Origin of the sequence: Sphingobacterium sp. UBA7249 (assembly GCF_002472835.1) — a bacterium.
Lineage (GTDB): Bacteria > Bacteroidota > Bacteroidia > Sphingobacteriales > Sphingobacteriaceae > Sphingobacterium > Sphingobacterium prati.
This window is the reverse complement of sequence record NZ_DKST01000030.1, coordinates 78419-101308: the sequence shown is the minus strand read 5'-3', so window position 1 is coordinate 101308 and position 22890 is coordinate 78419. Positions and strand designations below refer to the sequence as shown.

Genomic DNA, 22890 nt, shown 5'->3' with positions numbered 1-22890 from the left:
CATAAGCAACCGTAATTCAACAAGCTGCCCCAGATCCGAAACACAGGATATGATAGGTTATATCTAAAAACACATGTTCAAACAGTAGCTATATGAGAAAAATTATATTAGATCTAGCCATGACGCTAGATGGATTTATTGAAGGCCCTAATGGCGAAATCGATTGGTGTATCATGGATGATGATATGGACTTCGACGGTTTTCTATCGGGTATCGACAGCATATTTTATGGACGGGTAAGTTATGATGCATGGGGGAATTTCCAGCCAGACAGTGAGGCAGGAAATGCCGAAGCAAATCTTTGGAAAAATGTGCACAGCAAGAAAAAATATGTTTTTTCCCATCAGCTTAGACAGGATCCGCAAGCCATCTTTATCAGCGACGATATCCAGAAACGAGTTTCAGCGATAAAGCAACAGGATGGAAAAGACATCTGGCTTTATGGAGGCGCAAGCCTCATCAAAACATTTATTAAGGCAAATCTTGTTGATATTTATCGGATCTCTGTCCATCCGATTGTTTTAGGTAGTGGAAAACCGCTTTTCGAAAACCTCTCCGGAAGGCTGAATTTAAAACTCATCGAAAGCAGAACGTTCAAATCAGGTGTTGTGCAGTTGATCTATAGCGCCAGGATTGAGTAAAAAACAGCTCTGTGCAGTCGTTCAGGAGGTATAACTCCATACTTTGCCACTACCTCCTAAATTCTAACAAAAGAAATACAACATCCCCCTTCCTACATGATGAAAGAACTAAAACTACTCGAAGAAATTCTATCTATAGGCGTAACAAACTTAACCAAAGATCAAGAATGTGCAAGTTATTTCGGTTTCACCTTTCAACTTGGCGACCGGAATATCAAGTTTAGAAAGGCTAAGGTCACACCTAAAAAGACAGGACAATTCGTTACCTTCTGGAAACGCAACAGTCAAGGCCAAACAATCCCTTTTTCAATTGATGACAAGGTGGATTATTACTTTATTGCTGCAGAAGACGAACGACATCTCGGTTTCTTTATCTTTCCAAAACAGACCTTAATCGACAAACAAATCCTTACCACGGCCCGCAAGGAGGGTAAACGTGGATTTCGCGTTTATCCAAGCTGGAGTATAACAGAAAACAAGCAGGCCACGCAAAGCAAAAACTGGCAGACACAATATTTTATTGATTGCACAGTTCCCTATCTGGGAGTAAAAGAAAAATTGACAAGTATTCTACAGCTCTGAAGGTAATTTCCGGTTACATCTTGACAAGGTTCAAGCAACTGGTAGATTACTTTCATCGCCCTCCACAGCCCAGAGACACGTACTACATCGTTCCAAACAGCTCCTGATAGGCGCTATGTAGGAGATGTATTGCGTCGCTCATATCTTTCTCATCGAGATGGGCAAAACCCAAACGTAAGGCAGTAACCGCTCGGTTCTGGTATAAGCAATTACTAGGCAACAACACCCCCTTTTCCCTTGCTTTTTCTTGCAAAGCAGTCAGTGAAAAACTGGAATTAAATTGAATCCAAAAGGCCAATCCCGAAACGGGAACCGTAAAAGCGACCTTATCTCCAAAATGGCTATCCAGCAATTGCGCAAATAAGTCCTTTCGTTCGGTAACTATTTTTTGAAACTTCCGTTGATAGCGAAAGATATCACCCTGATGGATAATTTCCCCCAAAGTTTTTTCAATCATAAAATTGGGTTTACCAAAAAGATTCAGGTATTTTTTCCCTTCTTCCAAGAGATCCTGTGGAGCAATCAAAAAATTCATCTGAAATCCGGTATCCAAAAAACGACCAAAAGTACCTATGTAAATAACGTGCTGACCGGCATTTTTCCGAAAAAGGGATTCACTTTTATCCTTGACCAATGAACACTCAAAATCGACATCATCTTCGATCACAATAAAATGGTACTGCTCAGCGAGTTGTAACAGCCGTAATTTTCTCTCTTCGGAAAGACTTACAGTGGTTGGATATTGGCATTTCGTATTGATATATACACATCTGATCTCACCAGGTTTAAATTGATCTGCAATATAATCAATATTCATACCCATAGCATCGACCGGCACTGTTTTCAGTCTGGCTCCGGCTTGGCTAAAGATCATATTCGGTAAAAAATAACTTAGATTTTCCACCAGCACCACATCTCCTCTTTGAATCAATAAGCGCGATAAAATAGAAAATATCTGCTCCCGGCTGGCAATGGGCAGCAAAAAGTTTCGGGAGAGGTGAAATCCACGTGTCAGGTTGAGGTAGTAGCTCAATTGATCCCTAAAAAAAAGATTTCCATCAGCAGTAGCCAGAAATTCATCGCTCTTCTTTTTGCGCTTCACCATGGCGGCGTAAAAACGGACCAGCTCTTCGGTCTCAATGATACGGTAATCAGGAGTACCATCCGTAAAATAATATTTTTCCGGAATCTCAAACACGGGCGTGTCCAGGATCAATTCCCGTCTAAAATGGTATGGGGCCCTATCCGGCGGTTGTCGAAAAGCTACAATTGCTGAAGCTGCGTTCGCAACACGATCGGGGTTCTTGACAAAAGTCCCCCTGTTTGGGCGGATCTCCACCCAGCCTTGTTCCTGTAGCTCGGATAAGGCAGCGACGACCGTTTTTCGGTGCACCTTCAATTCCGTCGCGATCTTTCGGCTTCCCGGAAGAAGATCACCATCTTCCAGCAAATTCCGTTTAACAGCATTGATAAATTGATACACGATCTGTATATAAACAGCATCTTCTTTACGGCGATCAATCTTAATAATTGAATAAAAATTTACACTAACCGGACTACTCATTATGTTTATTTCGGACTACCAAAATTAAGATTTAAACTATAATCTTTGCAATTCATTTGAAAAAATACGCATACAAAAATTCAAAATCCAGCTAACAACAACACGACAAACAACTGATTTACAAACGATAAACACATGAAACATGGACACAAAAAAGAAATGGACACAAGCGGAAGTTGTTGCTTTATATAACAAACCGATTATGGAGTTACTGTATGAAGCAGCGACAGTTCACCGAAGCTACCACGATCCAAATAAAGTACAGGTGTCCACCTTGATTTCCATTAAAACAGGCGGATGCCCCGAAGATTGTGCTTATTGTCCACAGGCAGCACGTTACCATACTAACGTCAAGGCGGAGCGACTGATGAGCGTAGAACAGGTCAAAATACAAGCCTTGGCTGCCAAAGCCAATGGCAGTTCGCGGATATGTATGGGTGCCGCATGGCGAAACGTCAAAGATGGCCCTGAGTTTGAACAAGTACTGGACATGGTCCGCACCCTGAACAGACTCGATATGGAGGTGTGCTGCACCTTGGGTATGTTGACCGAAAATCAAGCACAACGCCTATCGGAGGCAGGACTCTATGCCTATAACCACAACCTAGACTCTTCTGCTGACTATTATGAAGAAATCATCTCCACCAGAAGCTATAATGACCGTTTGCAAACCATCGAAAATGTACGCAAGACCAACATTACGGTATGCAGTGGCGGCATTATTGGCATGGGCGAAAGCATAGCCAACCGTGCAGATATGCTGATTACACTTGCCTCGCTTGTTCCCCAACCGGAATCAGTTCCGATTAATGCGCTCGTCCCGGTAACAGGCACTCCTATGGAGGCAATGGAAAAGATATCCATCTGGGAAATGGTACGAATGGTTGCTACCGCACGCATTTTATTACCGCAGACTCAGGTTCGCCTCTCTGCAGGTCGCAGCAACATGAGCCACGAGGGACAAGCGCTATGTTTTTTTGCAGGTGCCAATTCTATTTTTGCGGGCGACAAATTACTCACAACGCCCAACCCGGATGTAAACGAGGATATGGATATGTTCAAAATACTTGGGCTGATACCCCAACAACCCTTTGAAAAGAAAAGCCAACCCCACACGATCACAACAGATGGAACCCAATATCATGCACTGGGAGAGCGACCACAGTGGTCACGCCCCGACCACAAGATTGAACGCAACCTAGCCAAACAACAGGAGAAGTAGAGCACAGACAAAAAATCAGTTTTTATAATCAAAAATAACGGCATGACACAACAGTACGCTACGGACGAATTCGACAGAAACCATTTATGGCATCCTTATACCAATATTACGGATCCACTACCAGCCTACAAGGTCCGTCGGGCCGAAGGCTGCATGATCGAACTGGAAAATGGACAGCAGCTTATCGATGGCATGTCGTCCTGGTGGTGTACCATCCATGGTTATAACCACCCTGTGTTAAATGCTGCGGTAACTGAGCAGATCAGCAGCATGTCGCATGTAATGTTTGGCGGATTGACACACGAACCGGCAATTGCCCTGGGTAAAATACTCATTGACATCACACCACAGTCGCTCAACAAAATATTTTATACCGATTCCGGTTCTGTTGCGGTAGAAGCGGCACTCAAGATGGCCGTACAGTACTGGGTGGCACAAAACAGGGTCAATAAAACCAACTTTGTCACCATTCGCTCAGGCTATCATGGCGATACCTGGAATGCGATGTCTGTATGTGATCCGATAACAGGAATGCATCGCATTTTTGGCAATACCTTGCCGTTACGTTACTTTGTTGAGGCACCCCAGATCAGATTCGATGAAACATGGGACGAAAACGACATTGCACCACTGGCACAACTGATCAGGACCCATGAGGACGAACTCGCAGGTCTGATCCTCGAACCCATTGTTCAGGGTGCCGGTGGCATGCGCTTTTATCATCCCGAATACCTACGCCGGGCAGCTCAACTTTGTAAGGAAAATAACATCCTGCTGCTTGTTGATGAAATTGCAACGGGATTCGGTCGCACTGGTAAGTTATTTGCCTGCGAACATGCAGCAGTGGAACCGGATATCCTCTGCATCGGAAAGGCATTGACAGGTGGATACATGACTTTATCAGCCGTCATTACCAGCACGACCATAGCAGAAACGATTTCCAATGGTAGCCCCGGAACATTTATGCACGGCCCTACTTTTATGGCAAATCCCCTGGCCTGTGCCGTTGCCCTTGCGTCGATCAAATTATTATTGTCTACAGACTGGAAAACAAAGATTAAATCCATCGAAGCCCAGTTGACACGATCGCTTGCACCTGCAAAACACTTTCCCCAGGTGGAAAATGTCCGGGTTCTGGGTGCCATTGCTGTCATTGAAATGAAGAAAACTGTGGCTATGGCCAGCATACAACAACGATTTATTGAAGAAGGTGTCTGGGTAAGGCCTTTTGGTAAGCTAGTCTATATCATGCCCCCCTTTATTATCAGCACCGAAGAGCTAAACAGATTAACACAGGCTTTGCTCCGGGTCGTCAAAGAAATCAAATAATGGAAAACAATCTCCTGCATAGCATTTCAAATGAGCTTCTAGAACTCGAAAAACAAGGAAATAGCCGAAAGCTCCACCTAATTACACAACAAGGCAACATGATACAACAAGAAGAGAAAAGCGGCTATAACCTCTCCTCAAACGATTACCTTGGTCTAGCTAGGGATACTGCATTACATGAAGAATTCCTACGTTCGATGAGCAGAGACAATGCAATTTTCAGTGCTTCATCTTCACGCTTGCTAACAGGAAATCATGTCTTGTACGCACAGCTAGAGGCACAGCTTAGCCATATGTTCGGCACCGAAAGCGCACTGGTTTTTAACAGCGGTTACCACATGAATATGGGAATACTTCCTGCGATTAGTAATGTGCGCACCCTAATTTTGGCCGACAAATGGGTCCATGCCAGCCTAATTGATGGCATCCGGCTTTCGGCGGCTCAGCATTTTCGGTATCGTCATGGCGATTATGCACATCTTGAAGAATTATTAGCAAAGTATGCTTCCCGCTTTGAACGCATTATTATCGTCACCGAAAGCATTTTCAGCATGGATGGCGACTGCACAGACCTCAGTTACCTAGTTCGCCTCAAACATCACTATCGCAATATCATCCTGTATGTGGATGAGGCTCATGCCATAGGGGTGCGCGGCATAAAAGGGCTTGGTTGTGCCGAAGAACAAGGATGCAAAGCTGAAATTGATTTCTTGACCGGCACCTTTGGAAAGGCACTGGCTTCCCTGGGCGGTTATCTGGTCTGCAGCCAGCCTATTCGGGATTACCTGATCAATAAAATGCGAACCCTACTGTTTACAACAGCTCTCCCGCCAATCAACCTGATGTGGAGTTTATTTATTCTGGAACGCTTGGATAGTTTCGTGGATCAACGTCGACAATTACACAAAAATAGCGCCTTACTCAAAAAACAGATCGTTGCAAAAGGCTATGACTGCCGTTCGGAGAGTCATATTCTGCCCCTTATTATCGGTGATAGCAAGGCAGCGGTATTAAAAGCTGAAGAATTGCAGCGGAACGGATTCTATGTACTCCCCGTCCGTCCACCTACTGTACCGGAAGGTACCGCGAGAATACGCCTCTCATTAACGGCTAATATAACAACATCGCTCATCCATCAACTTGCAGCAAACTTATGAAACTCGAAAAAATTATACCTGTGCCCCATGTCGGGCACCTCAGCAATTCGAATCTGCTGAATCATTCTGTACCATCCAACAAAAAGCTTATTTTATTTTTTGCGGGCTGGGGAATGGATCAACAGCCTTTCCTAACATACGCCCCGTCCAACTGGGACCTCATCGTTGCCTATGACTACTATTCCTTGGCAATAGACGAAAGCCTACTCAAGGGCTATAACGAAATTCGGGTTTTTGCATGGTCTTTCGGGGTGTGGGCCGCCTCCCAAGTATTACCAGGGCTGCAGAGCAAAAGTTATCCGCTTCTTACTTGCTCCGCTATCAATGGTACCCCATTTCCAATTAACGACCAGAAGGGCATTCCAACCCAATTATTCAGAGGAACCCTAGACAGGTTGAGCGAGGGGACGCTTTATAAATTCCGGCTACGGATGTGTGGCTCGGGCGAACTATTGCAACATTTTCTTGCTAACGCACCCAAACGGAATATCGAAAGTCTTCGAAAGGAGCTGTCCGCAATAGAAAAACAGGTAACTGAAAGTTCCGTTACTGCGTTGCAATGGGATCAAGCCTACATCGGAAGGCAGGACCGAATCTTCAGCCCAGAAAATCAACGTCGTGCATGGGAACATACACCCCACACGTTTTTCGATGCAGGTCATTATGCTGAAAAACTATTTAAAGCGCTCTTTCAGGAGATTTAAAATGAGCATAGTTATGAACAAACAACGGATCACATCGCGCTTTTCCAAAGCCGCATCGAGCTATCAGTCGGCAGCTATTGTGCAACGTCAAGTTGCCGAAAAAATGATTACCCTGCTGCAAGGAACGATCCCTTTACGAGCAGAAAAGGTTTTGGAAATAGGTTGTGGAACGGGAATTCTCTCCCGCTTATTGCTTCAGCGTCTCTTGCCAAAACAGCTATTCCTCAATGATATCAGCCTAGAAATGATAACCCAAGTAATGGCTATGGTTAGGTCGCAGCATCGTTCGATCCAATGCAGCTTTATCTGTGGCGACGCCGAAACCTACCCCCTACCCAAACAGTTGGATCTTATTACCTCCTGCTCCACCATTCAATGGTTTGAAAATCCCACTGCTTTCTTTGTGCGCTGCCATACTTTGCTCCATGCAGATGGTATCCTGGCATTTAGCACCTTTGGTGAAGAAAATATGCGCGAAATTAGTACTACGACCCAAGTGGGATTAACCTACAGTTCGAAATCAAGCCTTGTTGCAGCGCTGTCGGCATTGGACTATGAAATTCTTTTCGCAGCGGAAGAGTTGATAAGACTATACTTTGACAGCCCATTACAGGTACTCAGGCATCTGAAACAAACTGGAGTAACAGGTATAAAAAGTCAAAGCTGGACAAAAGGTAAACTTCAGGCCTATTGTACTGTATATACAGCGCACTATGCTGTGGGAACGCAGGTATCACTCACTTATCATCCCGTCTATATCATCGCGAAGAAAAAAAGGATCACAAAACAAAAAATAATTTGAACATTCACTTCCATCATTTCACACGAAGTAAAATGGTGCTAGCGCAAAGCCTAAATACAGAAGTCCATACACGAACAACCTGAAAGTCAGCAGATCCGTGCTACAGCTTCATAAATGAAATCTGTTCAAATAATTAAGTAAGCAACAAACACATACAGAAATGAAAAACAATATTTATTTTGTCTCTGGCATAGATACAGGGATTGGGAAAAGTTACGCAACCGGACTTATCGCAAGGCAATGGAATGCCACTGGTCTACGCACAATAACGCAAAAATTGATACAAACCGGAAATACAGCTGTCTCAGAAGATATTATCCTGCATCGCCAACTTATGGGCATCACCTTTACTGAAGAAGATGAACAGAAAATGACTATGCCCGAAATTTTCAGCTACCCTGCTTCCCCTCATCTAGCAGCACGTATAGACAACCGTGACATCGATTTTGAGAAAATCAGACAAGCAACAATTCAGTTGAGCCAACTGTATGATGTGGTATTGATCGAAGGTGCCGGAGGTTTAATGGTACCACTCACTGAAGATTACTTACTCATAGATTACATTCAGGAAATGGGTTATCCCCTACTTTTTGTTACCTCTGGAAAATTGGGCAGCATCAATCACACACTTCTAAGCTTAGAAGCCATCGCCAAACGCAGAATTCATCTGCATACGCTAATTTACAACACATTCCCCTTAGAAGCAGACAATATCATCAATACAGATACACAACGGTATCTGCGTAATTATATCCAAACACAGTTTCCAGAAACCAAATTTATCACCCTATAAATGCATGAATACATTACATCAGATTGAGCCATGCAATGCTATTTCAGGTTGTAAATACGCAAATTGAGACAATCCTGCCCGTTATGAGCAAAGTCAGGCTTGCTTGCTTGCTTGCTTGCTTCTATCGTCAATTTACGCCAACAAGGGATCAGTTGTAGTTTCCACGCCAGTCTCTAATCGTCCGGCAAGCTGTAATCCAAAACTTGAATTGCCCAATTCCCGAATTGCCAGATCATACCAATTTCCCTGCGCAGCAATATCTAAAACCAAAACGATTTCTTCGCCGGCTTTGATTTCTCTTGTCGTTTTATAATCCTGATAATTCAAGCTTTCGACCTCCACCTGAACAGCCTTTGCATCAAGATTTTTCAACGATAACTGCAACTTACCCGTAGGCGCTTTGGTCAGCGGTTTAAGTTCTGGAGATACCGCCACCCATACTGCTGGCGTATCTTTTTGCCCAGCAAACTGTCGATAATAGCCATTTGGTCCATGCAACTCAAAAGCATATCCCTGCCCCTCAAACCTCTTAAGATCCCATTGATAGTGGAGCCGATCGCCCGCTTTGACTGCGAAATTCCAATTTCGATAAGCTTCAATTTGCCCCTCCTCATCTGTATAACTTAGCGGACTATACACATTAAAAGGCACGCCGCTTGTCTTTTTACCAAATAGGGTCGTATCCACCTGCATTATCAATTTGAATTGCCCATTCTGCACGTAGCCTATCACATCATGGCCATAAGGTAAGCTAGGGGATCTACGGGTTCCCTTTTCCTGTACACGATTAAATTTCGGAGCCCATACCTCCTGCTTAACCTGGTTCAGGTCGGTAATTTCGATAAATCCACTCGGATTATCTTTGAATTGCGCATTATAGATGGTTTCGATATATTGATTGCGCTCCAAGAAAGGGAGTTCTTCCTTCCCATGAATGAAGGGTGTAAAGGCGGCTGTCAGGTCACCACAGATCGCTCGTCGCCAGGCGCTGATATGGTCAAGCTGGATATTTTTATTGTATTTATGATTAAAGAAGTACTCTAAAAACTGTAGGGTAGATGTATGGTCAAACACTTGTGAACAGACTTTTCCGCCACGCGACCAAGGTGATGCGATATACATCGGCACACGGAAGCCCAATCCAACAGCTCCCTCGCGGGCCTGTTTCTTCGGAATCCCCTGTTTGAGTTCGTTGTCCAGCCGCACCATTTCCACCTCACTATCAATCCCTGCTGAACAGGCCCCCGTATCTTTTTTCTTTAAGTCCGGAACCAGGAAAGGTTTTACATGGTCATAATAACCATCATTCTCATCATACGTAATGATAAAGATGGTTTTCCTCCAGACTTCTGGATTTTTGGTCAGAATATCCAGTACTTCTGATACGTACCAGGCACCATACCAAGGTGCGCTGGGATGATCCGAGAAGTTTTTGGGACCAGCCAACCAGGATACTGCTGGCAATTTTCCTGCATTTACATCTTTTCGGAACTGATCGAGCACATCGCCTTTAGGCACTTCCAATGTCCTTTTTTTCCCCTGCTCCTTAAACACCAAAGTTTCGAGCTTACGGTAATTCTGGTCCCCTCTATTGATTGTAAACGCACGCTGGTGCAAAGATTTGGTAACATCAGAAAGCTTATCGTAATTATCGGCATTGAATTCCTTCAGCTCAGCCTCAGCCCGCTCCAATGCGTCGCTTTTCTTACGAATGTCAATGCGAATCTTTTCAGCCTGTTCCTCCGATTCTGGTGACCGCTCCTCGAGTTTAGAAATCTGCCCAGGCAGATCCCGCAACTGCACCTTGAGGTTGTCAACATAGGTATCTTTGAATTTAACCTGATACGCCTGAAAGAATTCCAATAGATTACAGCCAAAGTTGGAAAGCCAAGCCCGCTCTTCGCCCGATAATCCACCACCACAACTGGTCTCATTTTGGTAAAAACGCCAATCTATGCCATTCCTTTCCAACAACTCAGGAAAGGTCTCCCAGGTCATTTTACCATAACCAAAATCATCATTGCGAATATTAACCTTCTGCAAACCGTCCTTCAACTCGGTGATCTTACCTGTCCAAAAGAACGCACGGTTGGGTGTTGTACTGGTCATGCCCGAACAGAAATTCTGATCACATACGGTAAAGGCATCCGCCAGTGCATAATGAAAAGGTAAGTCTTCTCGGTTGAAGTACCCCAAAGTAAGGGGCATAGTAGCATACTGTTTATTCCCCGATTGCTTCGCGGTCAACCATTGGTCGTATTTCCCCCGATTATAGGCGTCTACCTGGCTTGCCCTACTGTGTGGAAGTGAGCCCATCCAAGTCACCTTGCTTTCTTTGAGATTTAACCGAAAAGGAGCAAATACTTTCCCGGTCTTGTCCGTTTGATACCAAACAGGGAGGCCATTGGGTAGCCGCACAGCGCGTGGATCATTAAAACCACGAACACCGGAGAGACTGCCCAACGTATGGTCAAAGGAGCGGTTTTCCTGCATCAGGATTACAATGTGTTCTGCATCAAGAAAACTGCTCCCCGGTGCCGGATCTATTGCAAAGGCTTTTTGAATTGAGGCTGGCATAAAACTCGCAATACCAGCAGCTCCTGAAAATAATAAGCTTTTTCGAAGGAACTCTCTTCTGCTTTCCATAATATTTATTTATAATTTCGATTTGAATCTACTTAGATTTCTTTTTGTTTCATATTTCTTCGTGTAAATCTTATGTTACTAAATTGTATACCCAAGAAAGAGCTATACTGCATCGCTTGATGAAGGATGGCAAAATTTGCTTATTTTTACAGAAAGACAATGCGATATTATGGTGGACATTTTGCTATTGGAAGATGACAAGGTTCTTTCTACAGAAATTAAATCCTTTTTATTGAGTCAGGGATTCTCCTGTGACCAGGCTTTTGATGGCATCGAATTTTTGGCCCAAAAGCATCAAAAGAAATATGGTTTTTACCTGTTAGACATCAATGTCCCAAAGATAAATGGTTTGGAAATATGCAAGAAAATAAGAAGCCATGATGCGCTGACCCCGATTATCATTCTTTCCGCCTATGACGATATCGACGACAAAAAAGAAGCTTTTCTGCGTGCCGCTGATGATTACCTGGTCAAGCCCTTTGTCCTGGATGAATTGTTGATGCGTATCAACTCACTTTTGCGCCGTCATCAGCACAACGATAACAACGGCACCACAACATTGGTTATCGATGATCTGGTTATTCATCCTACTGAAGCCCGAGTGCTTCGGGCCAATGAGGAGATCGGCCTGACGCAGAAAGAATTTCAGTTGCTCCTGATTTTGGCGCAGGCCAATGGACGGACCTTGTCCAAACAGCGTATCGCTGAAGAGGTATGGCAAAATCAGTTTCAGACAACACAAAATACTATCGAAGTTTACATCAATTTTTTACGAAAAAAAATCGACAAGAATTTTGAACATAAGCTGATTCATACCAGACCAGGATTTGGCTATTACCTCGCTGCCGATAAATGACCTTGAAAAAAAAAATAGCGATCAGTTTTAGCATTGCTTTCTCCGTTTTATTTGGAATTGCAATGCTTATTATCTATTATGCCAGTGTCGATTTCAGAACTGATCAATTCCGTCGGCACCTGGAGGATAAACTGGACTATATTTCTCATTACATTGCTAACGCACCTTCCTTCGACCCTGAATCTTATAAAACTTATTTTCAGGATATCGAAGACGGCCTCTTTTATGAGGATGTCATTATTCTGAATAAGGATAAAAAACTTGTTTTCAGCACAATAAAAGACAAAAAAATTATCTGGAATCAGGCTATTGTAAACCGTCTGAGAAATGAAAAACGTATTTTTTATAAGCAGGATCAATATGAAATAATGGGCAAATATTACCTGGTCGACAAACAAGCTTATTACCTTTTGGTCAAAGCACAAGATTACTCGGGCAATGAAAAATTGGATCACCTGGCCATCGTATTAACGATTTTGTTTTTATTGAGTACGATGCTGGTCTGGATCTTTAGTTACAACCTTATCCTCCGTTTATTGAACCCATTAGACAGACTCAAAAAAGACATTACACAAATCAATGCCAGTAAGTTGACCAATCCCGTTAAATATACGGGAAACACGGATGAGATCGCAGTATTGACCTTGGCATTCAATACGATGCTGAAACGATTGTCCAATGCATTTGAATCGCAAAAAGAGTTCAATTCCAGCGCATCCCATGAACTACGGACGCCGCTAGCGAGAATGTCATTTCAATTGGAGAATCTCCGACATCAACATCAGCTTGATGAACGCGTCGGCCATGTACTTGATAATATTTCAAAAGAAACACAGCATCTCTCCGAAGTAACAAACTCGCTGATGTTACTTTCAAAATTTGATTCAGCAACATTACAGGCAACCTATCAGGAAGAACGCATTGATGAAATCATTTTTACTGCATACGACAAGGTAGCAAAGACCTTTCCCAATCTGCAACTCAATTTTTCTATCAAAGGTATCGCAGATCCCAAACTGACTTTATTTTGTTCCGCTCAATTGATTGAAATTGTCTTTACCAATCTATTCAAAAATGCAGCGCTATATTCGTACAATCCCGAGGTAGAGGTAGTTATACACGAGTCTACAACATGGTTAAAAGTAATGGTTACCAGCCATGGTCCATCGCTCAGCGCCAATGACCAAAAGCGTATTTTTGATGCATTCAGCCGTGGTGAAAACGCCTCTGAAATTACCGGATCAGGCTTAGGGCTCCGGATCGTCAAACGCATTATGGATTCACAGCAGGCCAGCATCGAATACAAAGCCGATACAGCACATTCGGCGCACATATTTGTACTCAATTTCCCTAAACCAGCAATAGAAGCTCCCCAGCTTTAGTTTACCTCCGCGACCTCCATACCAGACCTTTATAATTTTTACCGGCTCGATTACTATACGGCTAACAGAAATTAGCCCATTTTCTTTTTAAGTTCCCGGTACTCTTTTAACTTTTTTCCTCTGCTTTTTTATAGGAAAGAGCTTCTTACCTCGAATGGTTAAATTTTAAGTTTTTTTTAAGTCACCGTCCCAACCTTGCTAATTCTTTCATCATCTACGATATCTCCGACCGGGAAGAACGTCTAACAAAGACTTCAAGAACAATAGTTTTCATCTGACAGGCAACAACTTACAACATTAACAGCCTCAACGCTTCGATAAGCCTTGGCCTGTAATGCTGTACCTCCCTAAGGATACATATTGATGTAACATTTGTATCTATTCGGATCATAAAGTTTCAAAAACAACAAAAAGCCCTTAAGTTTACAACAAATTATCTTCTTGGGGATATCTGATACCCGGGAGCAACAAACAAAATATATGACTATTCTCACCTTTACGCTCATCCTCCTTTTGGGTGCATTTGTAGCAGGGCTTTTAGGGTCACTGACGGGCTTAGGCGGAGGGGTCGTCGTGATTCCATTGCTGACTCTCCTCTTTCACGTTGACATTCGTTACGCCATTGGGGCAGCCTTACTGGCCTCGATAGCAACCTCTTCGGGGGCAGCCACCGCTTACGTAAAAGAAGGAATCACCAATATTCGGCTTGGAATGTTTTTAGAAATTGCAACCACGATCGGCGCTGTCATTGGTGCTATTATCGCGATCTATATGCCGACAAATACCATCGCTATAATCTTTGGCGTAGTACTGATCTTTTCGGCAGCAATGACTATACGCAAGAAAAATGAACATGCTCTTTCTGGTGGCTCAGCTTTAGCCGAAAGGTTAAAATTGAACAGTACCTACCCTTCGAATGGTAAGCTTGTCCCCTACAAACTGACCAATGTGCTCGGCGGTTTTTCTTTGATGGGCGTCGCCGGCGTTCTATCGGGATTGCTTGGTATCGGTTCCGGTTCCCTTAAAGTACTCGCCATGGACAGCATGATGAAAATTCCATTTAAAGTAAGTACAACAACAAGCAATTTTATGATTGGGGTAACCGCCGCGGCTTCAGCTGTAGTTTATCTGCAACGGGGCTATATGGATCCAGGGATTGCTTTTCCAGTAATTCTAGGCGTACTTTGTGGTGCAATTACAGGCTCAAAGCTTTTGAAGAGAATGAATCCCAAGACCTTGCGTATTATTTTCGCTATTGCGATCACATTAGTGGCACTGGAGATGATATTTAATGGGTTTCAACAAAAATTTTAGATGGATCATTCCACGGTTGATTTTCAGCACTTACCGTTTCGGGCGCTGGTCATAACATTAAAAAATAAAGATTACAGATGAAACAGGTATTTTCAAAAAACTATTGGGACGATAAGGATATCTCCCTTTTGGTGGGACAGATTTTACGGATCGGTATTATCCTTGCCTCTTCTATCTTGATGATCGGTGGCATCTGGTACCTGATCGTCCACGGACAGGATGCAGTGCCCAACTACAGCGATTTTATCGGAGAGGGTAAGTCCAATACGACCATTACAGGAATTATCGTAGGAGCATTCAACCAAAATATTCCCCAAATCATACAACTTGGGGTCTTGCTCCTGATCTGCACACCGATAGTCCGGGTGATTGGCTCCCTATTTGGTTTTGTTATTGAAAAAGATAAGCTCTATATCATCATTACATTAATTGTATTGACTGTTATTATCGGAAGCATATTGAGCGGAGTAAAGGGATAATTCTACGAAGAGATAAACTGCTTATCGCTTGGCTCTAAGCCATGTGGACTTTTCCAGCATATATTCAAAGTTCATCCTTTCGGGCTCGTTGACATAGGAGACCATTTTCTCAGCGACCTTGCTTGCACCCAAACGTTCTACCGCTTTTTGTGAACGATAATTTTCGGCACCCACATGCAAATAGATCTTATCCACAAAATTAAAAGCAAAGTCGAACATCATTTCCTTGACCAAAGGATTTATTCCTGCTCCCCAATAGGCCCTTGCATAAAAGGTAAAGCCAACAAAAATAGATTTTTCAACCTCATTCAAACCATAATATCGGGTGCTTCCTATGCATTCGCCTGTCGTTTTATCCAGAATAAGGTACGCAGCTTTGCTCTCCAGCGCAGCATCAAAAAAGGACCGAAAGACATCCTCTTTCCAACGGTCTTTATTAGGATGTTGCTCCCATATCAAGGGATCTTTCGCTACTTGATACAGGATATCAAAATCGCCTGGATCAAGTAACTTTAATACGACCTTATCATTTTCGAGTTTATTCGGTGCTACAAACTTCATTAGAACATATTTAACGTTGGACTTCTACCAAAATTCAAAATTTCTATATAAGATACCAATTATTGGTGAAACCAAACGGAATTAGCTTGTCTTTATTCAAATATTACACCAAAATGTTCATTTAACAGACTACTATGCCGGTGCAATAATAAATCCCGCAATTATTGTTATTTTTCATACCAATCACGCACATCAAATTATTTTACGCTCAAAATTGACTAAAATCGCTTAGCTTATTAAATTCGCAAAACAAAATTTTGTATTTTACACCCTAATGGAACAATTCAAGGAATTTGTAAAACAGCGCATTCATGTCAGCGAAGAAGAATTAAATGATATTGTATCGCGTTATCATGTCAGAAAAATCCGGAAAAAGGAATACTTTTTAAGGGCAGGTGAAATCTGTCACTATGAAGCTTATGTCGTCAGTGGTCTTTTTAAGTCGTTCTATGTTACGGCAGATGGTATCGAACATATTTTGCAATTTGCCATTGAAGACTGGTGGGTGGGTGATATTGCCAGTTTTAATTATCAGGAACCAGCCTTGCAAAATATCCAGGCCCTGGAAGATTCGGTCATACTTACACTTTCGAAAACGGATAAAGATAAACTCTATGAAGACCATCCGATCTACGAGAAGCTTTCCAGAATTATGGCCCAGCGGGCACAAATTGCCTCCCAACACCGCATCATATCGAGTATAGGTTTTACGGCTCAGGAACGTTATCTGGATTTTATCAAGCGGTATCCCAAAATATATCCGAGGATCTCGAACATGCAGTTAGCTTCCTATCTCGGGGTGACGCAAGAGTTTTTGAGCCGCTTAAAAAGACAGATTTTGAAGCCTAATCGAAATTCTTGACCTACATCAATGTTTTCTATTCAAGTTTACCCCACCTTTGTAAAAGCTTGTTCAAACAAACATTTTGAACAATTAAACGTTTGATAAATAACAAATAGAAATAACATGAATAGATTTTTCCAATTTCTGGCCATAGCAGCATTAATGGTTAATGTTGCTGTAGCGCAAGTTAAATGGTCTGCCGATCCCGCACACACCAATGCAAGATTTGATGTAAAACACCTTGGTATCAGCTTCGTGGATGGCGAGTTCACAAAAGTTGAAGGAACAGTTGAAACAGCAACCGCTACAAGTTTCAACAATGCAAAAGTAAACTTCTCCATTGATGTCAACAGTGTTGACACCCGTATTGAGGCACGTGACAATCACTTGAAAACAGATGATTTCTTCGCTGCAGACAAGTTTCCAAAAATGACCCTAAAATCAGTTTCATTCAAAAGCGCCAAGATGAAAGGAAAATACCTCATGGTCGCAGATTTGACCATTCGCGACGTCACTAAGAAAGTAACGTTTGATGTCACTCAAAATGGCGGTGTCATTACCGATCCTTGGGGAAAAACACGTGCGGGCTTTACTGCAAAAGCAAAAATCAACCGTCATGATTTTGGCATAAAATATAATGACAAATTACCTTCAGGTGTAGAGGCCGTTGCCTCTGAGGTGGACATTATTGTCAATACTGAATTGGTATTGAACTAAACAAAATTTTTAAAATCACATAAACTAGCATAGGCTATCCANNTGGATAGCCTATGCTAGTTTACACAGCTTTTAACCATAAACGTATTTTCCTGTATTGCCAAGCAGGAGTGCTTCCCTATCATTTTTCGAGCAAACTTTCTTTTCAGCTTAAAAGCCTTTTAACATGCCACCATCCAAGGGAATATTGGTTCCAGTGAGATAGTTGGCGTACGCAGAACAAACAAAGGCAACCAAATAACCATATTCATCAGGCTCCCCCAAGCGTGCTGCTGGCACCTGTTTTAATCGTAGCTGTAAAGCCTCGTCATACGAAATCCCTAAACGCTGGGCATCCATATTGGTCAACGATTGAATCCTTTCGGTATCAAATAAGCCCGTTAATATACTGTTGACCGTCACGCCCTCCTTTGCAACATCGTCCGAAAGGGATTTGCTCCAGCTCATCAATGCCGTACGTATGGTATTTGACAATACCAGATTGGACACAGGTTCCTTAACTGTGGAGGAAGATACATTGATAATACGTCCATATCCATTTGCCAGCATATAGGGTAATGCACAAGAAGTCGTATAACAGTGATTTTGGAACAAAAGTTCAAAGGCATGCTGGTAGTCTGTCAGATTTTTCTGGTCGATCGTCCCCGCCTGCGGTCCATTGGAATTATTGACCAGAATATCTACTTTATTTGACCGAAAATAATCATCTATTTTCACTTTATAAGCTTCGTGATCATTATAATCGACCAGGAGGTATTGATGCTCCTGCCCCTTTGAGGTATCGAGGCTTTCCAAGGTACGTTTCAATTTCTCCTCATTCCGTGAGGCTAGGGTGACTGATGCTCCACAGGATGCCAGCACTTTGGCAATCCCGGCTCCTATACCGGTGGAACTGGCGCCAATCAATGCCTTTTTTCCGATTAGATTGATTTCCATATTTTATGATGCTATTACTTTAATACAGGATTTACACAAAAAAATAGGGTAACGACAGCAAGCAACTTAATCGTTATCCTTCGCACGGATCATCGCAATAAATAAATAGACAGCAAAGACCCATGCTGAACCTAGACATATCCAGGCAAAAACAGGAATACCCCACCATCGTGGTTCAATACGCGCAACAATAACCATTCCACCCAATAAATTAAGGGACATAAACATAATGCCGATCACAATCCGGTTTACCCCTTTACGGAGAATAGCATTAAAGGAACGCGCACTGATCAAGCGATGGTTCAGGGTAAAATTCCCCGTACGAAAAAGGCGCACCAAGGCACGCATATCTTCGGGAAGCTTTTCAACATCCCGCGCAAAAGATTCGATTTTATGTTTTCCTTTCTTGAAAATAGCCTCTGGTGAAAGCCGCTCCATCATGATCCGTCGCGCAAAAGGCTTAATGCTCTCCATGATATTCAGATCAGGATAAAGCTGACGACCGATGCCTTCCATCAGAGAGATGCCACGCATAAGTTGATAAATATATTCTGGAAAATACAACCGATTATCACCAATGATTTTCCAAAGTTTATTGAACAGCAGATCGAGGCTAAGATCACCCAAGGAGACATTATCAATCATATCAAATATTTCATACAGGGAGCGTTCAAACTGATTCCTGTCTGGGATATGGCTCACGACAGCCACATCTTCAATAACGTCGGCAAGCCGAACCGCATCTTCGGAAATCGCGGACTGAATAAACTCTTCGAGCTGCCGCCGGTCAATTCCCAGCAATTTACCCATGTTGCCAAAGTCCAGAAAGGCAATACGGCCGTCGGGCAGCACCATCATATTACCGGGATGGGGATCGCCATGAAAAAAGCCGTGGATAATCACCTGTTCCAGGTAAAGGTTAATACCATTTTTCACCAAGGTCTCCACATCCATTCCCCGCCGTTTAATTTCCGCTATATCTGTCACTTTGAATCCGTCAAGATACTCCATACAAAGCACACGGTCAGTGGACAGATCAGGATAGACTTTAGGAACCTTAATCAGTTTATTGCCTTTAAAATTCTTAGCAAACCGTTCGATGTTATGGCGTTCGATGACCAGAGACATCTCCTCCTGCAAGGTCATCGCAAAAGATTCGACGATCAAAGAAAGATTAAGATTTTCCAGTGCATCATTGTACATGGTCAGAATCTTAGCAATATCCCGCATGAGCGCAAGATCAATGCGCATGATCTCGTCAATTCCCGGCCGGCGTACCTTTAAAACGACCTCTGTACCATCTTTCAATGTTGCCCTGTATACCTGCGCGATCGATGCGGCAGCAAAGGGTTGTGATGCGATCGTTTGAAATTGTTCGCTAACGTCTAATCCCAGTTCCTCAGCAAGATATTCCTGGATATCAACTTCAAAAGGGGGCACGTTGTCTTCAAGCCGTTTGAGTTCTTCGACAAGATCTTTTGGGAGCAGACCTTCGCGCGTAGAAGCTGACTGTCCCAATTTAATAAAGGCTGGACCAAGCTCTTCCAACGCCATTCGGATACGTGTATACACACTAATCTTGTCAACATCAATATTACGTTCTAAGCTCGCTCTTGCTCCCTTCCAAGGTAATCGGGCAATGGCATCTTTGAAACCATATTTTGCCAATATGCTTAAGATTTGGGAACTACGCTGTAATTTCTTGGTTGGATTGTACATCATGGACAAGGGTTTTCGAAAACAAGATACAAAATATCCATGTTCGAAAACACAAACACTTATGAAAACGAACTGAATATTCCTTAGCTTAAAAAAACATGTAACGAATAAATGGAACAAAAACCTTACCTTTTTCGTATCAGGGTTTGTTGAAAATAAAAATTCATTGTTTCAACTGTGGCTTAGCCATTTCAAATAGCACTATTCAGCTTCCATTTCGTCCAAATTTTCTTTGATCTGCTTGAGATAATCTCCATAGTAGGCACGGATCATAATTTCGGTAATCACCACGATAATTACAATGGAGATAAGAGCCGAAAGGATCATCCACAGTATAAAATCAGGATCCTGCTGGAGAGTTTCTTTGAAATGATATAATTTTTCAAACCAAGCGACAGCCCTATTTTGGCCGATCATAATAAGATAAAGAAATAATCCTTGCGGAATCATGACATAGGCAACAATACGATAGGTCTCCACGGCATATTTGAGGTCATAATAAAGCTTGAGGAGATGCTCACGGGATGCCAGCAGATCAATCTGCTTGGCGCTTTTTATCAGATAATAAAATCTACGGTAATACAGCAGGCTCGATAAAGAAATCTGTACAAGAAAAAAGTAATACGCAAAAGCCGCATACCCCGAGATTTTATAGATTGGAAGCATGGGGACAGCAATCAGGAAAAACATGCACACCACCCAGGAAATAAATTCACGTTTGATATTGCGTCTCAGTTTGGCCATGATATTACCGACTTCCTTATAGTGTTTGAGATTTGGATTTTGTAAATCCTCATCTGTAGGCTGTTCTTGCCAAGATTTTTTTAATTCATCAAAATTCATAATTGTATTTTTTAATGATTTGTTGAATCCGCTCTTTTGTACGATTTAATTTAACCCGTGCATTCACTTCAGATATCCCTAGGTGTGCGGCTATTTCGCGGTGGCTCTGACCCTCCAAAAATAAAAAGATCAATGCTTTTTCTATTGCATTCAGTTCATGTACCGCCTGGTAGAATATTTTTAACTGTTCGTCCTTTTCCGAATCATAAGCCTCTTCCGGAAAATCATGTCGTTCTTGGAGGCTATCGTAAATCTGGTGTTTCTTTTCCTTTTTTAAAAATACGATGGCTGTATTCAAGGCCACCCGATACATCCAGGTCGAAAATTTACTTTGCTGTTTAAACGTTGGGTAGGATTTCCAAAGCTGATATACAATTTCCTGATAGAGATCCTGCCGCCCGTCGTGATCATCCATATACATACGGCTCACCTTGACGATAATTCCTTTATTTTCGTCAATCAACCGAAGAAATTCTGTTTCCGAATGGGCCACCTGGTAAATTTTACTTTTAAGATCTTTTCAGTTAATAAGTATAGCAAACAAACAAAGTGTTACAGCTTAACTTAAAATTATGTAAATTGTTCATAAAAAGGAGGCAAATCAGGATAATAATTATGGAAAATATATTTTATGAGGGACAGGTCATTTGGGCGCAAATCGATGCCAATAGACATATGCGCCATTCCGCTTATGCAGATATCTGTGCACAGGCACGGAGCAATATGTTAAACAAAATGGGCTTTTCGTTGGATAAGTTTGCTGAGTTTCAGATCGGCCCTATTCTATTTAGAGAAGAACTAATCTATTCCAAGGAGGTGCATCTTGACGAATATGTACAGGTAAAGGTAGAATTGACCAAATACAACAAAAACAACAGCCGATTTTCTTTTATACATCAGGTCTACCGTAAAGACGGTGCGCTATGTTGTACTGTCCATGTTGATGGTGCCTGGCTAGATTTAAAGCGGCGAAAACTGACCAAATTACCTGAAGAAATGGAACCATATCTCGCCAAAGTACCCCGTGCTGCAGGATACGAGGAAGTTGGATAAAAAAATCCCTCGGAATACAAGTGAATTCCGAGGGATTAAAACATAAACTAAACCTAAAAACTATCTTAAGAAACATCCCTCAACCCCAGGTCAAGATATGTCTGTTACTTAAACTATTTAACTTCGATCAAACGCTTTGCAATAATTGCGTCTTCTTTCTTTCCAACAGTCAAGATCAATATTCCACCTTCGTAAGCTGCCTCAATATTACTATAGTCAACGGTTTCAGGCAAGGTAAATGATCTTGAAAACGAGCTGTAATTGAATTCTTTTTTGCTATATAATTTCTCTTCACTTACTTGCTCTTCTTTTTTCTCAGCTGAAATAGTAATCAGATTTTTATCCACGTTGATTTTAAAATCTGACTTATCCAATCCCGGAGCAGCCATTTCGATCTTAAATGATTTTTCAGATTCCGAAATATTTACTGCTGGAACACGTGACACCAAACGATCTGAAATAAAATTGTCGTTGAATAGATTATCAAATACGGTATTCACAAAAGGGTTTACTGCATCGGTATTCAAACTTTTTGTAGGGAATTTAATTAATGCCATTTTTTGTCCTCCTAATTTTTTATTTTGTTAAGCTGTATTTTCTAACTCTTTTATAGGGGATATTCAATTCGCATACCAGTTGCAAAAAAAAGACAAAATGACACTTAAACACAATTAATGATGTCATATTGACATAATTTAACTAAAAATAGCTTTAAAAATGAACATTCTTGTCATTGCAAAGATCCC

Annotated in this window: 23 protein-coding genes; 15 read left to right on the top strand and 8 right to left on the bottom strand. The window is 42.1% G+C overall.

The annotated features are described in order from the left end of the window. Positions 1–92 precede the first annotated feature (92 nt). Together B4A24_RS21920 and B4A24_RS21915 are read left to right on the top strand one after the other, a co-directional pair. Positions 93–641, top strand: a complete 549-nt coding sequence (locus B4A24_RS21920) for a dihydrofolate reductase family protein (RefSeq protein ID WP_293947091.1) — start codon at positions 93–95, stop codon at positions 639–641. 96 nt (positions 642–737) lie between these two features. Beyond that, complete coding sequence (locus B4A24_RS21915; protein WP_293947090.1) at positions 738–1223, top strand: MepB family protein; 486 nt, start codon at positions 738–740, stop codon at positions 1221–1223. Between the two features lie 82 nt (positions 1224–1305). Here B4A24_RS21915 and B4A24_RS21910 read toward each other — a convergent pair whose 3' ends face one another. Beyond that, entirely contained in the window at positions 1306–2787 is a 1482-nt protein-coding gene (locus B4A24_RS21910) for a PLP-dependent aminotransferase family protein (RefSeq protein WP_293947089.1), read from the bottom strand. Between the two features lie 142 nt (positions 2788–2929). Here B4A24_RS21910 and bioB point away from each other — a divergent pair, with 142 nt between their 5' ends. The 6 genes from bioB (at position 2930) to bioD (ending at position 8794) form a co-directional block, all read left to right on the top strand. Next, positions 2930–4009 (top strand): biotin synthase BioB, encoded by a 1080-nt coding sequence (gene bioB / locus B4A24_RS21905; protein ID WP_293947088.1) that lies wholly within the window; start codon positions 2930–2932, stop codon positions 4007–4009. Between the two features lie 42 nt (positions 4010–4051). After that, positions 4052–5338, top strand: a complete 1287-nt coding sequence (gene bioA, locus B4A24_RS21900; protein WP_293947087.1) for an adenosylmethionine--8-amino-7-oxononanoate transaminase — start codon at positions 4052–4054, stop codon at positions 5336–5338. Further along, positions 5338–6495 (top strand): 8-amino-7-oxononanoate synthase, encoded by a 1158-nt coding sequence (locus B4A24_RS21895; protein WP_293947086.1) that lies wholly within the window; start codon positions 5338–5340, stop codon positions 6493–6495. The genes bioA and B4A24_RS21895 overlap by 1 nt, the downstream gene beginning before the upstream one ends. After that, positions 6492–7199, top strand: a complete 708-nt coding sequence (locus tag B4A24_RS21890) for a DUF452 family protein (RefSeq protein ID WP_293947085.1) — start codon at positions 6492–6494, stop codon at positions 7197–7199. The genes B4A24_RS21895 and B4A24_RS21890 overlap by 4 nt, the downstream gene beginning before the upstream one ends. A 13-nt stretch (positions 7200–7212) precedes the next feature. Further along, positions 7213–8001, top strand: coding sequence for a malonyl-ACP O-methyltransferase BioC (gene bioC, locus B4A24_RS21885; protein ID WP_293947084.1), 789 nt, complete (start codon positions 7213–7215; stop codon positions 7999–8001). 160 nt (positions 8002–8161) lie between these two features. Next, positions 8162–8794, top strand: a complete 633-nt coding sequence (bioD, locus tag B4A24_RS21880; RefSeq protein ID WP_293947083.1) for a dethiobiotin synthase — start codon at positions 8162–8164, stop codon at positions 8792–8794. A gap of 132 nt (positions 8795–8926) precedes the next feature. Here the strand turns inward: bioD and B4A24_RS21875 are convergent, their stop codons facing one another. After that, complete coding sequence (locus B4A24_RS21875) at positions 8927–11440, bottom strand: phosphocholine-specific phospholipase C (protein WP_293947082.1); 2514 nt, start codon at positions 11438–11440, stop codon at positions 8927–8929. Positions 11441–11609: 169 nt separating this feature from the next. Here B4A24_RS21875 and B4A24_RS21870 point away from each other — a divergent pair, with 169 nt between their 5' ends. The 4 genes from B4A24_RS21870 to B4A24_RS21855 all read left to right on the top strand — a co-directional run bounded on the left by B4A24_RS21870 (position 11610) and on the right by B4A24_RS21855 (position 15471). Further along, positions 11610–12296 (top strand): response regulator transcription factor, encoded by a 687-nt coding sequence (locus tag B4A24_RS21870; RefSeq protein ID WP_293947081.1) that lies wholly within the window; start codon positions 11610–11612, stop codon positions 12294–12296. A gap of 2 nt (positions 12297–12298) precedes the next feature. Continuing rightward, the gene (locus tag B4A24_RS21865) at positions 12299–13678 is read left to right on the top strand and encodes a HAMP domain-containing sensor histidine kinase (RefSeq protein WP_293947080.1); all 1380 of its coding nucleotides are present in this window, start codon (positions 12299–12301) and stop codon (positions 13676–13678) included. A gap of 480 nt (positions 13679–14158) precedes the next feature. Further along, entirely contained in the window at positions 14159–14992 is an 834-nt protein-coding gene (locus B4A24_RS21860; protein ID WP_293947079.1) for a sulfite exporter TauE/SafE family protein, read from the top strand. Between the two features lie 77 nt (positions 14993–15069). Further along, the gene (locus B4A24_RS21855) at positions 15070–15471 is read left to right on the top strand and encodes a DUF1634 domain-containing protein (protein ID WP_293947078.1); all 402 of its coding nucleotides are present in this window, start codon (positions 15070–15072) and stop codon (positions 15469–15471) included. Positions 15472–15492: 21 nt separating this feature from the next. On the opposite strand, the gene B4A24_RS21850 is transcribed toward B4A24_RS21855, so the two are convergent. Further along, a complete protein-coding gene (locus B4A24_RS21850; RefSeq protein ID WP_293947077.1) occupies positions 15493–16032 on the bottom strand; it encodes a GNAT family N-acetyltransferase in 540 nt (179 codons plus the stop codon). Positions 16033–16306: 274 nt separating this feature from the next. Between B4A24_RS21850 and B4A24_RS21845 the strand changes: the two genes are divergently transcribed. Together B4A24_RS21845 and B4A24_RS21840 are read left to right on the top strand one after the other, a co-directional pair. Further along, complete coding sequence (locus tag B4A24_RS21845; RefSeq protein WP_172396644.1) at positions 16307–16894, top strand: Crp/Fnr family transcriptional regulator; 588 nt, start codon at positions 16307–16309, stop codon at positions 16892–16894. A gap of 105 nt (positions 16895–16999) precedes the next feature. Further along, on the top strand, positions 17000–17593 hold the full coding sequence (locus B4A24_RS21840; protein WP_293947076.1) for a YceI family protein: 594 nt from the start codon (positions 17000–17002) through the stop codon (positions 17591–17593). A 150-nt stretch (positions 17594–17743) separates the two neighbouring features. Here B4A24_RS21840 and B4A24_RS21835 read toward each other — a convergent pair whose 3' ends face one another. The 4 genes from B4A24_RS21835 to B4A24_RS21820 form a co-directional block, all read right to left on the bottom strand. Next, a complete protein-coding gene (locus B4A24_RS21835) occupies positions 17744–18529 on the bottom strand; it encodes an SDR family oxidoreductase (RefSeq protein WP_293947075.1) in 786 nt (261 codons plus the stop codon). Between the two features lie 66 nt (positions 18530–18595). Further along, positions 18596–20251 carry an ABC1 kinase family protein gene (locus B4A24_RS21830; protein ID WP_293947074.1) on the bottom strand — a complete coding sequence of 552 codons (1656 nt, stop codon included), beginning with the start codon at positions 20249–20251 and terminating at the stop codon, positions 18596–18598. A gap of 198 nt (positions 20252–20449) precedes the next feature. Further along, positions 20450–21091, bottom strand: a complete 642-nt coding sequence (locus B4A24_RS21825) for a hypothetical protein (protein WP_293947073.1) — start codon at positions 21089–21091, stop codon at positions 20450–20452. Further along, a complete protein-coding gene (locus B4A24_RS21820) occupies positions 21081–21584 on the bottom strand; it encodes an RNA polymerase sigma factor (RefSeq protein WP_172396639.1) in 504 nt (167 codons plus the stop codon). Before B4A24_RS21820 ends, B4A24_RS21825 begins: the two co-directional genes overlap by 11 nt. Positions 21585–21706: 122 nt before the next feature. On the opposite strand from B4A24_RS21820, the gene B4A24_RS21815 reads away from it, so the two are divergent. After that, positions 21707–22144: an acyl-CoA thioesterase gene (locus B4A24_RS21815; RefSeq protein WP_293947072.1), complete on the top strand. Its 438-nt coding sequence runs from the start codon at positions 21707–21709 to the stop codon at positions 22142–22144. Between the two features lie 113 nt (positions 22145–22257). Here the strand turns inward: B4A24_RS21815 and B4A24_RS21810 are convergent, their stop codons facing one another. Then, the gene (locus B4A24_RS21810; RefSeq protein WP_120262112.1) at positions 22258–22701 is read right to left on the bottom strand and encodes an Hsp20/alpha crystallin family protein; all 444 of its coding nucleotides are present in this window, start codon (positions 22699–22701) and stop codon (positions 22258–22260) included. Between the last annotated feature and the right edge of the window lie 189 nt (positions 22702–22890).

Bases quoted from the DNA above. Each gene is read 5' to 3' on its own strand.
- B4A24_RS21920 (WP_293947091.1), top strand. From the start codon at position 93: ATGAGAAAAATTATATTAGATCTAGCCATGACGCTAGATGGATTTATT.
- B4A24_RS21915 (WP_293947090.1), top strand. From the start codon at position 738: ATGATGAAAGAACTAAAACTACTCGAAGAAATTCTATCTATAGGCGTA.
- B4A24_RS21910 (WP_293947089.1), bottom strand. From the start codon at position 2,787: ATGAGTAGTCCGGTTAGTGTAAATTTTTATTCAATTATTAAGATTGAT.
- bioB (WP_293947088.1), top strand. From the start codon at position 2,930: ATGGACACAAAAAAGAAATGGACACAAGCGGAAGTTGTTGCTTTATAT.
- bioA (WP_293947087.1), top strand. From the start codon at position 4,052: ATGACACAACAGTACGCTACGGACGAATTCGACAGAAACCATTTATGG.
- B4A24_RS21895 (WP_293947086.1), top strand. From the start codon at position 5,338: ATGGAAAACAATCTCCTGCATAGCATTTCAAATGAGCTTCTAGAACTC.
- B4A24_RS21890 (WP_293947085.1), top strand. From the start codon at position 6,492: ATGAAACTCGAAAAAATTATACCTGTGCCCCATGTCGGGCACCTCAGC.
- bioC (WP_293947084.1), top strand. From the start codon at position 7,213: ATGAACAAACAACGGATCACATCGCGCTTTTCCAAAGCCGCATCGAGC.
- bioD (WP_293947083.1), top strand. From the start codon at position 8,162: ATGAAAAACAATATTTATTTTGTCTCTGGCATAGATACAGGGATTGGG.
- B4A24_RS21875 (WP_293947082.1), bottom strand. From the start codon at position 11,440: ATGGAAAGCAGAAGAGAGTTCCTTCGAAAAAGCTTATTATTTTCAGGA.
- B4A24_RS21870 (WP_293947081.1), top strand. From the start codon at position 11,610: ATGGTGGACATTTTGCTATTGGAAGATGACAAGGTTCTTTCTACAGAA.
- B4A24_RS21860 (WP_293947079.1), top strand. From the start codon at position 14,159: ATGACTATTCTCACCTTTACGCTCATCCTCCTTTTGGGTGCATTTGTA.
- B4A24_RS21855 (WP_293947078.1), top strand. From the start codon at position 15,070: ATGAAACAGGTATTTTCAAAAAACTATTGGGACGATAAGGATATCTCC.
- B4A24_RS21850 (WP_293947077.1), bottom strand. From the start codon at position 16,032: ATGAAGTTTGTAGCACCGAATAAACTCGAAAATGATAAGGTCGTATTA.
- B4A24_RS21845 (WP_172396644.1), top strand. From the start codon at position 16,307: ATGGAACAATTCAAGGAATTTGTAAAACAGCGCATTCATGTCAGCGAA.
- B4A24_RS21840 (WP_293947076.1), top strand. From the start codon at position 17,000: ATGAATAGATTTTTCCAATTTCTGGCCATAGCAGCATTAATGGTTAAT.
- B4A24_RS21835 (WP_293947075.1), bottom strand. From the start codon at position 18,529: ATGGAAATCAATCTAATCGGAAAAAAGGCATTGATTGGCGCCAGTTCC.
- B4A24_RS21830 (WP_293947074.1), bottom strand. From the start codon at position 20,251: ATGATGTACAATCCAACCAAGAAATTACAGCGTAGTTCCCAAATCTTA.
- B4A24_RS21825 (WP_293947073.1), bottom strand. From the start codon at position 21,091: ATGAATTTTGATGAATTAAAAAAATCTTGGCAAGAACAGCCTACAGAT.
- B4A24_RS21815 (WP_293947072.1), top strand. From the start codon at position 21,707: ATGGAAAATATATTTTATGAGGGACAGGTCATTTGGGCGCAAATCGAT.
- B4A24_RS21810 (WP_120262112.1), bottom strand. From the start codon at position 22,701: ATGGCATTAATTAAATTCCCTACAAAAAGTTTGAATACCGATGCAGTA.